This is a genomic window from Microbacterium arborescens (assembly GCF_049707515.1).
GTDB classification, from domain to species: domain Bacteria; phylum Actinomycetota; class Actinomycetes; order Actinomycetales; family Microbacteriaceae; genus Microbacterium; species Microbacterium arborescens_B.
On the sequence record NZ_JBNAFI010000002.1, the window covers coordinates 451,588 to 468,273 of the forward strand.

Annotated in this window: 12 protein-coding genes; 7 read left to right on the plus strand and 5 right to left on the minus strand. The window is 70.0% G+C overall.

The features are described from left to right. Positions 1-106: 106 nt before the first annotated feature. The gene (locus tag ACPYN5_RS06150; RefSeq protein ID WP_424448096.1) at positions 107-1,444 is read left to right on the plus strand and encodes a hypothetical protein; all 1,338 of its coding nucleotides are present in this window, start codon (positions 107-109) and stop codon (positions 1,442-1,444) included. Between the two features lie 17 nt (positions 1,445-1,461). On the opposite strand, the gene sucB is transcribed toward ACPYN5_RS06150, so the two are convergent. The 3 genes from sucB to ACPYN5_RS06165 form a co-directional block, all read right to left on the minus strand. Next, on the minus strand, positions 1,462-3,210 hold the full coding sequence (gene sucB, locus ACPYN5_RS06155; protein ID WP_424448097.1) for a 2-oxoglutarate dehydrogenase, E2 component, dihydrolipoamide succinyltransferase: 1,749 nt from the start codon (positions 3,208-3,210) through the stop codon (positions 1,462-1,464). 64 nt (positions 3,211-3,274) lie between these two features. Further along, entirely contained in the window at positions 3,275-4,645 is a 1,371-nt protein-coding gene (lpdA, locus tag ACPYN5_RS06160) for a dihydrolipoyl dehydrogenase (RefSeq protein ID WP_424448098.1), read from the minus strand. Next, positions 4,642-6,108 carry a leucyl aminopeptidase gene (locus ACPYN5_RS06165; protein ID WP_424448099.1) on the minus strand — a complete coding sequence of 489 codons (1,467 nt, stop codon included), beginning with the start codon at positions 6,106-6,108 and terminating at the stop codon, positions 4,642-4,644. Before ACPYN5_RS06165 ends, lpdA begins: the two co-directional genes overlap by 4 nt. Positions 6,109-6,199: 91 nt before the next feature. Here ACPYN5_RS06165 and ACPYN5_RS06170 point away from each other — a divergent pair, with 91 nt between their 5' ends. From ACPYN5_RS06170 to ACPYN5_RS06190, 5 genes are all read left to right on the plus strand, one after another. Next, positions 6,200-7,126 carry a proteasome assembly chaperone family protein gene (locus tag ACPYN5_RS06170; protein ID WP_424448100.1) on the plus strand — a complete coding sequence of 309 codons (927 nt, stop codon included), beginning with the start codon at positions 6,200-6,202 and terminating at the stop codon, positions 7,124-7,126. Between the two features lie 228 nt (positions 7,127-7,354). Beyond that, positions 7,355-8,677, plus strand: coding sequence for an RNA polymerase sigma factor (locus tag ACPYN5_RS06175; protein WP_424448101.1), 1,323 nt, complete (start codon positions 7,355-7,357; stop codon positions 8,675-8,677). Beyond that, on the plus strand, positions 8,674-9,372 hold the full coding sequence (locus tag ACPYN5_RS06180) for a coenzyme F420-0:L-glutamate ligase (protein ID WP_424448102.1): 699 nt from the start codon (positions 8,674-8,676) through the stop codon (positions 9,370-9,372). The genes ACPYN5_RS06175 and ACPYN5_RS06180 overlap by 4 nt, the downstream gene beginning before the upstream one ends. A 10-nt stretch (positions 9,373-9,382) precedes the next feature. Beyond that, a complete protein-coding gene (locus ACPYN5_RS06185; RefSeq protein WP_424448103.1) occupies positions 9,383-10,396 on the plus strand; it encodes a sugar-transfer associated ATP-grasp domain-containing protein in 1,014 nt (337 codons plus the stop codon). Positions 10,397-10,446: 50 nt separating this feature from the next. Beyond that, positions 10,447-11,454, plus strand: coding sequence for a sugar-transfer associated ATP-grasp domain-containing protein (locus tag ACPYN5_RS06190; RefSeq protein WP_424448104.1), 1,008 nt, complete (start codon positions 10,447-10,449; stop codon positions 11,452-11,454). Between the two features lie 109 nt (positions 11,455-11,563). Here the strand turns inward: ACPYN5_RS06190 and ACPYN5_RS06195 are convergent, their stop codons facing one another. Next, positions 11,564-11,779, minus strand: coding sequence for a DUF7455 domain-containing protein (locus ACPYN5_RS06195; protein WP_424448248.1), 216 nt, complete (start codon positions 11,777-11,779; stop codon positions 11,564-11,566). Between the two features lie 199 nt (positions 11,780-11,978). Here ACPYN5_RS06195 and ACPYN5_RS06200 point away from each other — a divergent pair, with 199 nt between their 5' ends. Then, positions 11,979-14,048 carry a DNA gyrase/topoisomerase IV subunit B gene (locus ACPYN5_RS06200; RefSeq protein ID WP_424448105.1) on the plus strand — a complete coding sequence of 690 codons (2,070 nt, stop codon included), beginning with the start codon at positions 11,979-11,981 and terminating at the stop codon, positions 14,046-14,048. Between the two features lie 124 nt (positions 14,049-14,172). Here ACPYN5_RS06200 and ACPYN5_RS06205 read toward each other — a convergent pair whose 3' ends face one another. After that, positions 14,173-16,632 (minus strand): DNA gyrase/topoisomerase IV subunit A, encoded by a 2,460-nt coding sequence (locus ACPYN5_RS06205; protein ID WP_424448106.1) that lies wholly within the window; start codon positions 16,630-16,632, stop codon positions 14,173-14,175. Positions 16,633-16,686 lie beyond the last annotated feature (54 nt).

Consider the following 16,686-nt stretch of genomic DNA (forward strand, 5'->3'; position numbering starts at 1 on the left):
TTTTCGGACGCGCCGTTCCGCCTGCACAGCGTGCCTCCGACGAGCGCAGTACACACATCGGCGAGCACGGGGCCACGCCCCGCAGACACGTCGCGAGACTGGCGCGATGACCCGATCCGACACCGGCGACGTGACAGCTCCGCTTCGGCGCGTACAGCCGCCCGAGGCACCTTATCCCGGTGAACTACTCGGGGCAGTCGGTGGTGCCGCGTACCGCGTCGACGCTCACCTGGTGCCGCGCCGGGTGTGGGCGGCGGAGCCGGGCGGACACTTTCTCGCGGCCGTCGACGTCGATCGGGCCGCGGGTGCCACCGTCGTCGTGCTGCCCAGGCTCGCGGGTCGCCTGTGCGGCGGCGAGGCGGAGTTCGACCTCGCACCGGGTCAGGCGGTGACACTCGCGGTGAGCGTGCTTCGCGGGGCCGCCGCGGCCGCCGATGCCGAATGGGACGAGGGGGAGTGGTGGTCGACCGATGACGGGCGACCGGTGCTCGTTCCCACCGGTGATCGCTCCTGGCGCGAGTCGTCTGCGGTGGTGATGAATCGGCTGCCGCGCGCCGCGCTCCCCGGACCGCTTCGTGAGCGCGCACTCGAGGCGCTGAACGACCCCGTCACGCTGCCGTTCACGGTTCCCCGTCTCGAAGACGACCTTTTCGCTGTCGCGACACCGCAGCCGATCGATGTCGCGCCGCACCCGGTGCCGTCCCAGCGGCCGCCACGCGATATCGACCACGGGGAGAGCGAGGATGGCACGCGGACCGTGCGTGCGGTGGCCGCGGGGCTGATCGACGGGGAGATCATCGCGCGAGCGACGAGCGCGATGATCGGAGCGCGGGACGCGTGTCGCCGAGCGGCATTCGGCGTCGCGCGCCGGTTCCGTCGCGGCGGCGGCGCGACCGGAGCGCGCAGCAGGGCACGGGGACTGGCTGCGGCGGCTGCTGCCGCGGTGGTCGCGACACTGTGCATCGGCTTCTTGTGGCCGGAGACGACCACTCCGGAGGCGGCGGGCGTGGCCGGTGCGGGCGCTCCACCGGCGGAGCAGGCGTCGAGTGCCGCCCCCGATGCCGCTCGCGACGAGACACCGACGCCGGCGTCGAGCGGCGCCGGGCCGGCGACGCCGGCCGAGCCGGCTGCGGCCGAGCCGTCGAACGTCGCTGCGGGAGCGGAGCCGATGGCGAGAGCGGTCGACGAGCTCGCGCGCTGCGGGCGGGCTGCCGGATCCGGCTGTCGCGCGGACGTCCTCGAACGACCGGATGCCGAGCTGCCGGAGGGCATCGCCACCTCCGGGGACGCGCGCGACGTGACCGTCCTCGACGACCTGGGCGGAGTGGAGGTCGTGCGTGTGGACGATCCCTCTGGACGACTGCCTGCGCAAGTCGTCGTCCTCGTCTCGCACGGAGACAAACGGCTGGTCCGCGACGTCTACGACGTCGCGGACCAGCCGTGAGGAGGTGATTCAGCCGATCAGTAGCCGAGCTGCCCCTCGAACTGTGCACCCTCGAGGCGGGCCTTCATGGCGCTCAGGAAGCGCGCCGCGTCGGCGCCGTCGATCGTGCGGTGGTCGTACGACAGGGCGAGGTAAACGTACGAACGGACCGAGATCGCATCCTTGCCGTCCACCGTCACGACGCCGGGGCGCTTGTAGACGATGCCCGTGCCGAGGATGGCCGACTGCGGCAGGAACACGACCGGCGTGTCGAACAGCGCGCCGCGGGATCCGGTGTTCGTGATGGTGAACGTCCCGCCCGCGAGCTCGTCCGGCTTCAGCTTGTTGTCGCGCGTGCGCGCGGCGAGGTCGGCGATGTCCTGCGCGATCTGCGCGAGGTTCTTCGAGCCGGCGTCGCGCAGGACGGGCGTGAGCAGTCCGCGCTCGGTGTCGACAGCGATCGAGATGTTCTCGGTGGCCGGGTACACGATCTCTTCGCCGTCGACCGTCGAGTTCACGATCGGGAAGGTCTGCAGCGCTTCGGCGGCGGCGAGGGCGAAGAAGGGCAGGAACGACAGCTTCGCTCCGGTCTTCTCGTTGAACTCGACCTTCACCTTGTCGCGGAACGCCGACAGCTTGGTGACGTCCACCTCGACGATGGTCGTCAGCTGTGCGGTCTGCTGCATCGACTCGACGGCACGCTTGGCCAGGACCTTGCGCAGACGCGACATCGGCGCGCGCGTGCCGCGCAGCTCCGACACCTCGACCGGAGCGGGCGCGGCTGCGGCCTGCGCCGGAGCGGCGGCGGCCGGCTGGGCCGATGCGGCCTCGGCGGCCTTGAGGACATCCTCCTTGCGGATGCGACCACCGACGCCGGTGCCCTTCACCGACGCCAGGTCGATGCCCTGCTGCTGTGCGAGGCGACGGACGAGCGGGGTCACGTACGTGACTCCGTCGTTGTCCGAGGCGGGAGTCGCCTCCGCAGCGGGAGCCGACTGCTGAGCGGGGGCGGGAGCCGACTGCGGGGCCGGGGCCGGGGCGGGAGCCGACGGCTGAGCCGGGGCGGGCGCCGGAGCCGACTGCTGCGCGGGTGCCTCGGCCGGTGCGGCGGGCGCCTCGGGAGCGGCGGCGGGCTCGGGCTCGGCCGGTGCCTCGGCGGCGGGGGCCGGAGCACCCGAACCGATGCGGGCGAGCGCGGAGCCCACCTCGACCGTCTCGTCCTCCTGGACGAGGATCTCCACGAGCGTTCCGGCGAAGGGCGCGGGGATCTCGGTGTCGACCTTGTCGGTGGAGATCTCCAGGAGCGGCTCGTCGACCGCGACATCGTCGCCGACCTGCTTGAGCCAGCGGGTCACGGTGCCTTCGGTCACGCTCTCGCCGAGTTCGGGGAGGACGACATCCTTCGCGTCGCCCGAAGCCGCCGGGGCGGGAGCCGACTGCTGCTGCGCGGGCTCTGCCGGCGCCTCTGCTGCCGGGGCCTCCTGCGCGGGGGCGGGGGTCTCCTCGGCCGGAGCCTGGTCGGACGGAGCGTCGCTCGAGGGTGCACCCGAGCCATCGCCGATCTTCGCGAGGATGGCGCCGACCTCGACGGTCTCGTCTTCCTGCACGAGGATCTCCTCGATGACGCCGCTCACGGGCGACGGGATCTCCGTGTCCACCTTGTCGGTGGAGATCTCCAGAAGACCTTCGTCTTCCTGGATGGTGTCACCGACCTTCTTGAGCCAGCGGGTCACCGTTCCCTCGGTGACGCTCTCTCCGAGCGCGGGGAGGACCACGGAAGTGCTCATGAATCTGTCTCCTTCAAGAAATGCCGATGTCCGTCTAGCTTACTGATCTGCATCGGTCGACCGGTCAGAGCGCGTGCAGCGGTTTGCCCGCCAGCGCCAGGAATGCTTCTCCGAGAGCTTCGCTCTGGGTCGGATGAGCGTGGATGAATGGTGCGATGTCCTCGGGGTGGGCTTCCCAGCCCACCGCCAGCTGCCCCTCGGTGATGAGCTCGCCGACGCGATCGCCCGCGAGGTGGACGCCGATGATCGGGCCGTCGAGACGGCGCACGACCTTAACCATGCCCGCGGTGCCCAGGATCTCGCTCTTGCCGTTGCCGGCGAGGTTGTACTCGCGCACGACGACGGCGTCCCCGTGCTCGGCGCGCGCCTGTGCCTCCGTCAGTCCGACGGAGGCGACCTCGGGGCTGCTGTAGGTGACACGGGGGACCAGGCTGTCCGGCACGACGGTGGGGCGCAGACCGGCGATCTCCTCGGCGACGAAGATGCCCTGCTGGAAGCTGCGGTGCGCGAGCTGGAGGCCGGGCACGATGTCGCCGACGGCCCATACGCGATCCCGCGTGGTGCGCAGGCGCTCGTCGACACGGACGAACCCGCGGTCGAGGTCGACCCCGGCATCCTCGAAACCGAGATCGGTCGTCGCGGGGCCCCGGCCGACCGCGACGAGGAGCACATCGGCGTCGAGAACGGTTCCATCCTCGAGCGAGACCCGAACGCCATCGGCTGCGCTCTCGGCACCGGCGAAGCGGACACCCGTCCGGGCGGCGATGCCGCGCTTGCGGAACGCGCGCTCGATCACCTTGCTCATCGCGACATCCTCCGCGGGGAGCAGCCGGTCGAGCGCTTCGATGATCGTCACCTCGGCGCCGAAAGAGCGCCAGATGCTCGCGAACTCGACACCGATGACCCCGCCGCCGAGGATGACGGCGTGGCGCGGCACGGCGGGCAGGGCCAGTGCCTGCTCGCTCGTGATGATCCGGTCGTCGAGCTCGAGGCCGGGCAGGGAGCGGCTGTACGACCCCGTGGCGAGCACGACGTCAGCGCCGCTGTAACGGTCGTCGCCGACGCCCACGCTCCCGTCGGGGAGGAGCCGGCCCGAGCCGCGGACCACAGTGATCTTCCGGGCTGCGATGAGGCCCTCGAGACCCTTGTGCTTCTTGGCGACGATGCCCTCTCGGTACGCGTGCACAGCACCGACGTCGATCCCCTCGAAGGCGGCTTTCACGCCCACGTGCTCGGAGCTGCGGACGCTGTCGGCGACCTCGGCGGAGTGCAGGAGGGCCTTCGTGGGGATGCAGCCACGGTGCAGGCACGTGCCCCCGAGCTTGTCCTTCTCGATGAGAATGACCGACGATCCGAGTTCGGCGGCGCGCAGCGCGGCCGCGTATCCGCCGCTGCCGCCGCCCAGGACGATCAGGTCGGCACTGTGATCGGTCATCGCTGCGATCCTCGCAAGTACTCCACGAGCGAGCGGACGGTCGCCGCCGTCGGGCCCTTGTCGGTGCCGCCGAACGGGGTCTTGGTGGTGCCCGAGCCGGCGATGTCGAGGTGGATCCAGGGGATGCGCGGTGCATCCTCGCCCTCACCCGAACGGCCGACGAAACGCCGGAGGAACAGGCCGGCGAAGAGCGAGCCGCCTGCGGGGTCGCCGATCTTCGCGTTCTGCATGTCGGCGATGGGGGAGTCGAGCTCATCCTCCATGTGCGCGGGGAGCGGGAGCTGCCATGCCGACTCGCCGGCGCGGCCGGCCGCGGCGAGGTACTCGGCGACCGCCGTGTCGTCTCCCATGACGCCGGTGTGGCGGTTGCCGAGGGCGACGATGATGGCCCCGGTCAGCGTCGCGACGTCGATGATGGCATCCGGACGCGTGCGGCTCGCGGCGACGAGGCCGTCCGCCAGGACGAGCCGGCCCTCGGCGTCGGTGTTGAGCACCTCGACGGTGGTGCCGTCCAGCATCCGCAGGACATCCCCCGGGCGCGTCGCACGCCCCGAGGGCATGTTGTCGGCGACGCAGAGCCACGCCGACACGCGCACCGGCAGAGCGAGGGCGGCGGCGGCCTGGACGACGGCCAGCACCGTGGCCGCGCCGGCCATGTCGTACTTCATGCCGACCATGCCGGCCGGCGGCTTGAGGGAGAGGCCGCCCGTGTCGAAGGTGATGCCCTTGCCGACGAGAGCGACGTGCCGCTCCGCGCCCGCGGGGGCGTAATCGACCCGGATCACGCGCGGCGGCCGCTCTGATCCCTGCCCGACACCGAGGACGCCGCCGAAGCCCTGGCGCTCCAGCTCGGCCTCGTCGAGCACCTCGACGTCGACGGGCAGGCCGGCCACCGCCTCGACCGCGCGCTCGGCGAGATCGGCCGGAGACAGCCACTCGGCGGGAGTGCTGACGAGATCCTTGACCAGGGCGAGCGAGCGGCCGACGGCGTTCACGCCGGCGACCTCGTCCGTCGACGGCGTGGCCGCGGTGTGGATCGTGACCCGCTCCGCGCGTTGCTTCGGGGTTCCGCCCTTGTAGCCGGCGAAGTGGTAGCCGCCGATGACCGCACCCTCCGCGAGCGCGCTCCACGACTCGGCGGCCGCGAGCGGCGCCGCGACGGCGAGCGATCGGAAGCCGGTGGTGACGCGGACGGCGGCGCCGACCGCGTCACGGAGCGCGCTGTCATCGGGCTCGGCCCCGGTGCCGACGACCACGAGGGGCGTGGACGCGACCGCGGGGAGGAAGACGCGATGGACGGATCCGCGCGCGCCGGTGAACCCGACGGCGGGCAGCATCTCCGCGATGCCGGGCCAATCGCCGAGCTCGGCCTGCTCGTCGAGCGGCGGCAGGGCGAGGACCAGGGCGTCGGCGTCGGAATCGGTGACGGGCGCGCTGCTGTGCGCGATCTCGGGGAACGGCATCCCCCCATCCTAGGTTCGCGAGCCGACGGCGTTCGCTGTCAGCGAGGGGCGAGCCGCCTCGGGCCCCGGATGGGACTCGTAGAGTTGACACATGCCGCTGTCCGGACCGCTCTACGCACGTGCCGCCGGGTCTCCGCCCGTCCCCGCGGGGCTGCCGCTCGTCATCGCACTGACCGGGTTCACCGACGCCGGTGGCGCCGTCTCCCGCATCGTGGAGTACTTCCGCGGCGAACTCGACCCCACGACCGTCGTCGCCTTCGACAACGACGTGCTGTTCGACTACCGGGCGCGCCGCCCGATCGTCACCTTCGACGAGGACCACCTCACCGATTACCGTGCTCCGCGCCTGGAGCTGTCGCTGGCGCACGACTCGCTCGGTCAGCCCTTCGTCCTGCTCGCGGGCTACGAGCCCGACTTCGCTTGGGAGGCATTCGCCGAGACGGTCGTCGGTCTGGCCGAGGGCATGCAGGTGGCCTCCATCACGTGGGTGCACGCCATTCCGATGCCGGTGCCGCACACCCGCCCCATCGGAGCGACCGTCAGCGGCACGCGTTCGGAGCTGACCGCAGCCCACTCGGTGTGGCAGCCCCGCACCCAGATCCCCGCCACCGCGGGACACCTCCTCGAGCTCCGCCTCGCCGAGGCCGATGCCAGCGTCGCGGGCTTCGCTCTTCTGGTCCCGCACTACCTCGGCGACACCGAGTATCCGGCGGCGGCGATCGCCGGCCTCGACAGCCTCAGCGTCGCCACCGGTCTGGTCTTCGACAGCGACACCCTCCGCAACGAGAATCGCGATTATCTCGAGAAGGTCGAGGGGCAGGTCTCGGGCAGCGACGAGCTGACCACGATGCTCCACACCCTCGAAGAGCGCTACGACTCCTACATGGCCGGCTCGGCCCTCGGTCAGCCCATCATCCATACGGGCGATCTTCCGAGTGCCGATGAACTGGCGGCGGAGCTCGAGCGCTTCCTCGCGTCGCGCCCGCCCGGAGACGACGACAAGCGCGGACGCGCCTGAGTCGCGCATCCCGTTCCCCTCGTGCCGGGGGAGGGAATGCGCAATGCCTGGTCGGCGTTCTCATAGGAATGAATGCTTGCGCGGGAACAGCGCACAAGATATGAGACAATGAAGGACCTGACCCGTTGTCGATCCTGTGCTCCTCGTTCGCTCGAGTGGCGGGGAACTTGACAAGGGTCTTACTAGTGTCCGAGAACCCGGTGCCTTCGCACCGGTGAGAGGCTAACCGTGACGTCAGGCACGAAGACCACCCGCACCCGCGCAAGCGAGGACACCGAACTCGTCGAGGACGCGCCCGCCACCGGCGCCAAGGCTGCGCCCAAGAGCGCCGCGAAGAAGGCACCCGCGAAGAAGCCCGCTGCCAAGAAGGCCGCTCCCGCGAAGGCGTCGAAGGCGAAGGCCAAGGCCGACGACGAGGAGATGGACGAGGAGGACGTCGACGTCGAGGTCGAGGTCGACACGGACGACGTCGCCGATGACGCAGTGCCCGCGGGCGACGCGGCGAAGGCGGACGACGACGAGGATGAGGCCGAGGCGAAGAAGCCGGAGTTCACCGAGGCTCTCCCCACCGGCGCGATCGTCATCTCGTCGAGCGACGAGGAGGACGTGCCCGTCTACTCGACGCAGATCACGGGTGCCACGGCCGACCCGGTCAAGGACTACCTGAAGCAAATCGGCAAGGTCCCCCTGCTGAACGCTGCCGAAGAGGTCGAGCTCGCGATGCGCATCGAGGCCGGCCTGTTCGCCGAGGAGAAGCTGTCGCACATGTCGGCAGCCGAGAAGTCGAACCAGCTCGGCCTCGACTTGCAGTGGGTCGCCCGCGACGGTCAGCGGGCCAAGAGCCACCTGCTCGGAGCCAACCTGCGACTGGTCGTCTCGCTCGCCAAGCGGTACACGGGCCGCGGCATGCAGTTCCTGGATCTGATCCAGGAGGGCAACCTGGGCCTCATCCGTGCGGTCGAGAAGTTCGACTACACCAAGGGCTTCAAGTTCTCGACGTACGCGACCTGGTGGATCCGTCAGGCCATCACCCGCGCAATGGCCGACCAGGCGCGGACGATCCGCATCCCGGTCCACATGGTCGAGGTCATCAACAAGCTCGCCCGCGTGCAGCGGCAGATGCTGCAGGACCTCGGTCGCGAGCCCACTCCCGAGGAGCTGAGCCGCGAACTCGACATGACCCCCGAGAAGGTCATCGAGGTGCAGAAGTACGGCCGCGAGCCGATCTCGCTGCACACCCCGCTCGGCGAGGACGGCGACAGCGAGTTCGGTGACCTCATCGAGGACACCGAGGCCGTCGTCCCGGCGGACGCGGTCGGTTTCACGATGCTGCAGCGCCAGCTGGAGTCGCTCCTCGACTCGCTCAGCGAGCGCGAGGCCGGCGTGATCCGGATGCGCTTCGGTCTGGGCGACGGTCAGCCGAAGACGCTCGACCAGATCGGCGACACGTTCGGGGTGACGCGTGAGCGCATCCGTCAGATCGAGTCGAAGACGATGGCGAAGCTCCGCCACCCGTCGCGTTCGCAGTCGCTCCGGGACTACCTCGAGTGACCGGCGCCGCCAACGAGGGCAAGGCTCTCGAGGTCGTCGTCGACGGAACGTCCTACGCGCGGATACCGATCCGCACGCGCGTGGTGATGCCCGGCGACGACCTCGAAGCCGTGATCTCGGAGTACGCCGCCCCCGTCGTCGAGCGGGGCGACCTGCTCTTCGTCACCGAGAAGATCGTCGCGATCACCCAGGGACGCTCCTACACGCTCGACGAGATCGAGGTGCGCCCGCTCGCGCGGTTCCTGTCGAAGTACGTCACCCGAACCCCGTACGGCATCGGCCTCGGCATGCCCGAGACGATGGAGATGGCGCTCCGGGAGTGCGGCACGCCGCGCATCCTGTTCGCCGCCGCCGTCAGCGCGGTCACGAAGCTCTTCGGCCGCCGCGGCGACTTCTATCGCGTCGCCGGCGACAAGGCCCGCGCGATCGACGGTCCGACGTCGGGAACGATTCCGCCCTACAACAGGGCTGTCGTCCTCGGGCCGACCGACCCGAAGGGTGTCGCCGCCCGGATCAAGTCGCAGCTCGGCGGCACCGCCGAGGTCGCGGTCGTCGACATCAACGACATCGGCGGCAACATCCTCGGTTCGACGCTCGACCGGGCAGGCGAGCAGCGGCTCGTGCGCATCCTGCGCGACAATCCGCTGGGTCAGGGTCACCAGTCGACGCCGCTCGGCGTCATCCGCGAGGCCTGACGTGGGAGCGGTGAACCGGCTCTACCGGCGCGCGCGCTTCTTCGTGCGGCGCGTCGTCTCGTTCGACCGCGAGCGCGTGCTGCAGTTCGCGCGCCAGTCGGCCGCGCTGTCGAAGGCGCCGGTCTGGTGGGTCGCAGCCGACATGGCCTGGTGCGCCGTCCGCTACGAGACGACGTTCGAGAACTACTCCGAGTGGGACTTCCGCATCCTGAAGGCCCGCGAGCGTCGCACCTACATGACCGACCCGAAGTCGTTCCACCTGTCGCGCCGGCTCAACGACGACTCCGTGCGCGGTGTCTTCGACGACAAGCTGCAGTTCGCCCGTCGCTTCGGCGACGAGCTCGGACGCGCGTGGCTGGACGTCTCGGCATCCGACACCGCCGCCCTCGCGTCGTTCCTGGAAGGTCGCGAGCGCGTCATCACGAAGAACCCGGGCGGTGTCGGCGGCAACGGCATCACGATGCGCGAGGTCGCGTCGGTCGGCGACATCGCGGCGTTGCGGGAAGAGCTGCTGGCGTCGGGGGAGACGCTCGTCGAAGAGGTGCTCGTGCAGCATCCCGAGATGGCCCGCCTGTATCCGGGCAGCGTCAACTCGCTACGGGTGGTGACCTACCGCGACCCCGACGACGTCGTGCACGTTCTGGCCGCGGTGCTGAAGGTCGGCAACGGCGGCGTCATCGACAACTTCTCCAACGGCGGCATGTACACCATGCTGAGCGACGACGGCCGTGCACTCCACGCCGCGAGCGATGAAGAGGGTCACCCCTTCGAGACCCACCCGATCACGGGGGTGCCGATCACCGGCTACCAGGTGCCGCTGTACCCGGAGGTGCTCGACCTCGTCGATCGCCTCGCCCGGCGCGTGCCCGAGATGCCCTACATCGGCTGGGACATCGCGATCACCCCCGAGCGTCCCGTCGTCATCGAGGGCAACCACAACACCGGTGTGTTCCAGTCGAAGCCGTCGGTGTCGGGCATCCGCCGCGGGCTGCTTCCGCGCTACCGCGCCGCCATGCGCTTCTGAGCGCGAGCCGCCTCGCAACGGCAACACCGAGAACACGGAGAGAACGAGCAATGGGTCGATCACGCGTCCGGCTGGGCTACCTCCTCGACCGCGCCCGCAACGTCCGGGTCGGCAACCTCGTGGAGTTCGGGCGCCAGGTGCAGAAGGTGTCGAAGGCGCCGCTTCCGTTCATCATCGCCGACATGCTGTGGTGCTCGGTCAAGTACGACATGGGTTTCCGCGACTACGCGGTGTGGGACATCCGTCTGCTCAACGCCCGTGAACGTGCGACCTGGATGACGCACCCGAAGTCGTTCCGCATCACCCGCATGCACAACACGCCGGAGGGGCGCGCGAAGCTCGAGGACAAGCGCCGGTTCGCGCGCGAGTACGCCGACCTGCTCGGCCGGGAGACGCTCGACCTGCGGGACGTCGACGACGCCGAGCTGAGCGCCTTCCTGGCACGTCACCCCAAGGTCCTCGCCAAGCCGCTCGACGGGCACGGGGGCGGGGGCATCACCCTGCACGAGAACGTGACGGATGCCGCCGCGTTCCGCGCCGAGGCGACAGCGGCCGGGCAGTCGATCGTCGACGAGTTCATCGTCCAGCATCCCGAGATGGCCTCGCTCTATCCCGACAGCGTCAACACCGTCCGGATGATCACGTTCCTCACACCCGAGGGCGACGTGCGCCTGCTCGCGTGCGTGCTGCGCATCGGCAACGGCGACGTCATCGACAACTTCGCCTCCGGCGGGATGTTCACGATGCTCGACGAGCACGGCGTCGCGCTCTACCCCGGCGTGGACAAGAACTCCAACGTCTACCGCGAGCACCCGGTCACGGGCACCGAGATCGTCGGTTTCACGGTGCCGCTGTTCGATCAGGTGCTTGCGCTGACCGAGTCCCTGGCCCGCCGCACGCCCGAGGCCCCCTACGTCGGCTGGGACCTGGCGATCACGCCGAACGGGCCCGTCGTCATCGAGGGAAACCACAACTCGAGCGTCTTCCAGCCCAAGCCCTCGGCCTCGGGCGTCCGCACCGGGCTGCTGCCCGTGTACCAGGCCGCCGTCGGCTTCTGACCGGCATCAGCCCGCGCCCAACCGGCATCCGCCGCGGCCGGGTGCGCACTTCCGACAACGCGAAAGCCCCGAGCACGATGCTCGGGGCTTTCGTCGTGGAGCCGGGGACTCAGCCGGCGGCGACGAGGCGCGAGGTCTCGTCGTGCCAGCTGGTCGCGACGGCGCGGAGCTTCTCCTCGTACTTGCGTCCGTGGTGCGCGCAGAAGAGCAGCTCGCTGCCGTTGACCTCGGCCGCGATGTAGGCCTGGGCGCCGCACGAATCGCAGCGATCGGCCGCGGTCAGGCGGTGTTCGAGGACGGCGGTGCTCTCGGTGGTCGTCGACATGGTCATAATGGGTGCCTCCTCGGTCGATCGGGACGTGCAACTGAGTGCCTTCGATACAACCATGCCCAGCCGGGGGTATGCCCCATTTGACGAGCATTTCGCTCAGCGCGTACGCTCACCGCGCACCGGCGGCGCGGGCCGCGCCCGGCTGTGTGTGTCCTCCGGCTCCTGTCGGCGGCCACGGATACGCTTGGAGATCGTGACCGCTGAGTATTCCGCCCATCACCTCCAGGTGCTCGAAGGGCTCGAGGCCGTCCGCAAGCGCCCGGGCATGTACATCGGCTCGACCGATTCCCGCGGCCTCATGCACTGCCTGTGGGAGATCATCGACAACTCCGTCGACGAGGCGCTCGGCGGTTTCGGGTCGCGCATCGACATCGTCCTCCATGCCGACGGCAGCGTCGAGGTGCGCGACCGCGCGCGCGGCATCCCCGTCGACGTCGAACCCCGCACCGGTCTGACGGGCGTCGAGGTCGTCTTCACGAAGCTCCACGCCGGCGGCAAGTTCGGCGGCGGCTCCTACGCGGCGTCGGGTGGACTGCACGGCGTCGGTGCATCCGTCGTGAACGCCCTGTCCGAGCGGCTCGACGTCGAGGTCGACCGCGGTGGCAAGACCTACGCCATGTCGTTCCACCGCGGCGAGCCCGGGCTCTTCGCGGGCGATGCCCCCGACTCGGAGTTCACGCCGTTCGAGCGTTCGTCCGAACTCCGCGTGGTCGGGAAGGCGCCGCGAGGCACCAGCGGAACCCGCATCCGCTATTGGGCCGATCGGCAGATCTTCACGAAGGATGCCGCGTTCCACCTCGAAGAGCTCGTACAGCGCGCCCGTCAAACGGCGTTCCTCGTGCCCGGTCTCGAGATCGTCATCGCCGACGAGCGAGCCGAGGAGCGCGTCGAGACGAGCTACCGCTTCGACGGCGGCATCTCCGAGTTCGCCGAGTTCCTCGCGCCCGACGCGCCCATCACCGACACGTGGCGGCTGACGGGCACGGGCAGCTTCACCGAGACGGTGCCGGTGCTGCAGGCGAACGGCGCCATGGTGCCGACCGAGGTCGAGCGCGCCTGCGAGGTCGACATCGCGCTGCGGTGGGGGACGAGCTACGAGACGGTGACGCGCTCGTTCGTGAACATCATCGCCACGCCCAAGGGCGGCACCCACCAGCAGGGGTTCGAGCAGGGCCTCATGAAGGTCATCCGCAGCCAGGTCGAGCAGAACGCGCGGCGGCTGAAGGTCGGTAACGACAAGCTCGAGAAGGACGACATCCTCGCCGGGCTCACCGCCGTGCTCACGGTCCGCGTTCCCGAGCCGCAGTTCGAGGGCCAGACCAAGGAGATCCTCGGTACGCCCGCCGTGCGCCAGATCGTCGCGAGCGTGGTCAACGCCGAGCTGGGCGCTCTGTTCAGCTCGACCAGGCGCGACGACAAGGCGCAGACCGGTCAGCTGCTCGAGAAGGTCGTCTCCGAGATGAAGGCGCGCATCTCCGCGCGCACTCACAAAGAGACCCAGCGCCGCAAGACGGCCCTCGAGTCGTCGTCGCTGCCGGCCAAGCTCGCGGACTGCCGCAGCAACGACGTCGCCGAGTCCGAGCTGTTCATCGTCGAGGGCGACTCCGCGCTCGGCACCGCGAAGCATGCGCGCAACAGCGAGTACCAGGCGCTTCTGCCGATCCGGGGCAAGATCCTCAACGTCCAGAAGGCCTCGGTCAGCGACATGCTCTCGAACGCGGAGTGCGCCGCCATCATCCAGGTGATCGGCGCGGGCTCCGGACGATCGTTCGATCTGAGCGCGGCACGCTACGGCAAGGTGATTCTGATGAGCGATGCCGACGTCGACGGCGCGCACATCCGCACGCTCCTGCTCACCCTGTTCTTCCGCTACATGCGTCCCCTCATCGAAGAAGGACGCGTGTTCGCGGCCGTCCCGCCGCTGCACCGCGTCATCGTCGTGAACCCCGGCTCGAAGCCGAACGAGACGATCTACACCTACTCCGAGGCCGAGCTGCACGCTCTGCTGGCCAAGCTGCGCAAGTCCGGCCGCAAGTGGCAGGAGCCGATCCAGCGGTACAAGGGCCTCGGCGAGATGGATGCCGATCAGCTCGCGACCACCACGATGGACCGCGCCGGTCGCACGCTGCGTCGCGTTCGGGTGGAGGACGCCGATTCGGCGAACGCCGTGTTCGAGCTGCTCATGGGCAACGAGGTCGCCCCGCGTCGCGACTTCATCGTGACGTCGAGCGACCGTCTGTCGCGCGAGGCCATCGACGCCTGACGCCCGCCGCGCGGCGGCGGACACGCGCGAACGTCGGAGAATGTCGCGGACGTCGGAGCTGGATCGGCTCTCGGTCCGACATCCGTGAGGTACTCCGACGTTCAGGCCGGGCGCCGGGGCCGGCTCAGGCGACGACGGTTCCGATCGCGCCGACCACGCCCTCGAGCGGCTGTCCCGACGCGTCGCGCTTCGCACCCGCTGCGGGCAGCGTGCGGGTCGCGCCGTCGGGTCCGACGGCACGGGGGTTGTCGCCGACCCAGGCCAGGGTGAGCGTATCCTCGCCGCGCAGGAACCGCTGAGCGCGGACGCCTCCCGTGGCGCGGCCCTTCGCGGGGAACTCGGAGAACGCCGATACCTTGCCGCTGCCCGCGTCGGCACCGGCGAGCGACTGCGTCGAACCGGCGATCGTCACCACGACGGTCTCATCGGATGCCGTGACCGCCGTGAACGCGATAACGCGCTCTCCGGCGGCGACGCGCACTCCCGCCATGCCACCGGCGGACCGGCCCTGCGGGCGCACGGTTGCGGCGTCGAAGCGCAGCAGCTGAGCGTCGGAGGTGACGAAGACCAGCTCGGTGCCGTCGGCGGCGGGGACGGCGCCCACGACGCGGTCGCCGGGCTTGAGGGAGATGATCTCCGCGTCGGGCTTGCCGGGCGCCAACTCGGTCGCAGCGACGCGCTTGACCACGCCCTGCGCGGTGCCGACGGCGATGGGCGGTTCACCGGTCAGCGGAACGATCGCGACGACGTGTTCGCCCGACCCGAGACCGAGGTACTGGTCCGCCTTCGAACCGGCGGCGAGCTGCACGCTGTTGCCGGGCACCGAGGGCAGGTCGACGGGGGAGAAGCGCACGAGGCGTCCCGCGCTGGTGACAGCGCCGAGGTCGCCGCGGACCGTCGCGTCGACGGCCGAGCGGATGGCGTCGTGCTTGCTGCGCCGCGCGGGCGGAACGATCCCGCTGCTCAGCAGGTCGTCACCGAGCTCGGCACGCACCATGCGGCCCGTCGCCGAGAGGAACACACGGCAGGGCGCGTCGGCGATCTGCAGATCACCGCCGGCCTTCTTGCCCGAGCGGGCCGTGACGGGTCCGCCGTTGAGCAGGAGGGTGCGACGCGGGGTCCCGTAGGTGTCGGCTGCCGCCTCGAGTTCGCGCGCGACCTGGGCGCGCAGCAGGATGTCGCTCGCGAGGAGCTCCTCGAGGTGTGCGATCTCCGCCTTCAACTGGTCGCGCTCGGTCTCGAGCTCGATGCGTGAGAACTTGGTTAGGCGCCGCAGTCGCAGCTCGAGGATGTACTCGGCCTGCGGCTGCGAGAGGTCGAACACATCCATCAGGCGTCCGCGCGCCTGCTCCCCGTCCTCGGAGGCGCGGATGACCTGGATGACCTCGTCGATGTCGAGGATCGCGATGAGCAGGCCCTCGACGAGGTGCAGGCGCTCCTGCTTGCGGGCGAGCCGGTAGCGGCTGCGCCGCGTGACGACCTCGATCCGGTGGTCGAGGTAGACCCGCAGGAGGTCCTTCAGGCCGAGCGTCTGAGGCTGGCCCTCGACGAGGGCCACGTTGTTGATTCCGAACGAGTCCTCGAGCGGGGTCAACCGGTACAGCTGCTCGAGCACTGCGTTGGGGTCGAACCCGGTCTTGATCGTGACGACCAGGCGGAGACCGTGGTTGCGGTCGGTGAAGTCCTGGACGTCGGAGATGCCGGTGAGCTTCTTGGCGTTGACCGCGTCCTTGATCTTCTCGATGATCCGCTCGGGACCGACCATGTACGGCAGCTCGGTGATGACGAGCCCCGTGCGGCGCGGACCGAGCGATTCGACCGACACCTTCGCACGCGTGCGGAAGCTGCCACGGCCGTTCGTATAGGCGTCCTTGATGCCGTCGAGACCGACGATGATGCCGCCGCCGGGAAGGTCGGGCCCGGGGATGAACTCCATGAGCTCATCGAGGGTGGCGTCGGGGTTCTCGAGCAGGTGCACAGCGGCTGCCACGACCTCGATGAGGTTGTGGGGGGCCATGTTCGTCGCCATCCCGACGGCGATGCCGGTCGTGCCGTTGACGAGCAGGTTGGGGTAGGCGGCCGGGAGCACCGCGGGCTGCTGGAACTGACCGTCGTAGTTCGGGATGAAGTCGACGACGTCCTCGTCGAGGTTCTCCGTCAGAGCGAGTGCCGACGGTGCGAGCCGCGCCTCCGTGTAACGCGCGGCGGCGGGACCGTCGTCGAGGGAGCCGAAGTTGCCGTGCCCGTCGACGAGGGGGACCCGCAGCGCGAAGTCCTGCGCGAGGCGCACGAGCGCGTCGTAGATCGCCGAATCACCGTGGGGGTGCAGCTTTCCCATCACCTCGCCGACGACGCGGGCGCTCTTGACGTGGCCCCGGTCGGGCCGCAGGCCCATGTCGGCCATCTGGAACAGGATGCGCCGCTGCACGGGCTTGAGGCCGTCGCGCGCGTCCGGCAGGGCACGCGAGTAGATGACCGAGTAGGCGTACTCGAGGAACGACCCCTGCATCTCCGCCGATACGTCGACGTCCTCGATGCGCTCCGGCTGGTCGGGGACGGGTGAAGCGGTGCGGGATGCGGCCATGGAGCTGTTCGGACCTCGATTGGGGATGGGGGTGCGGATGCCGGGTATGCGAGA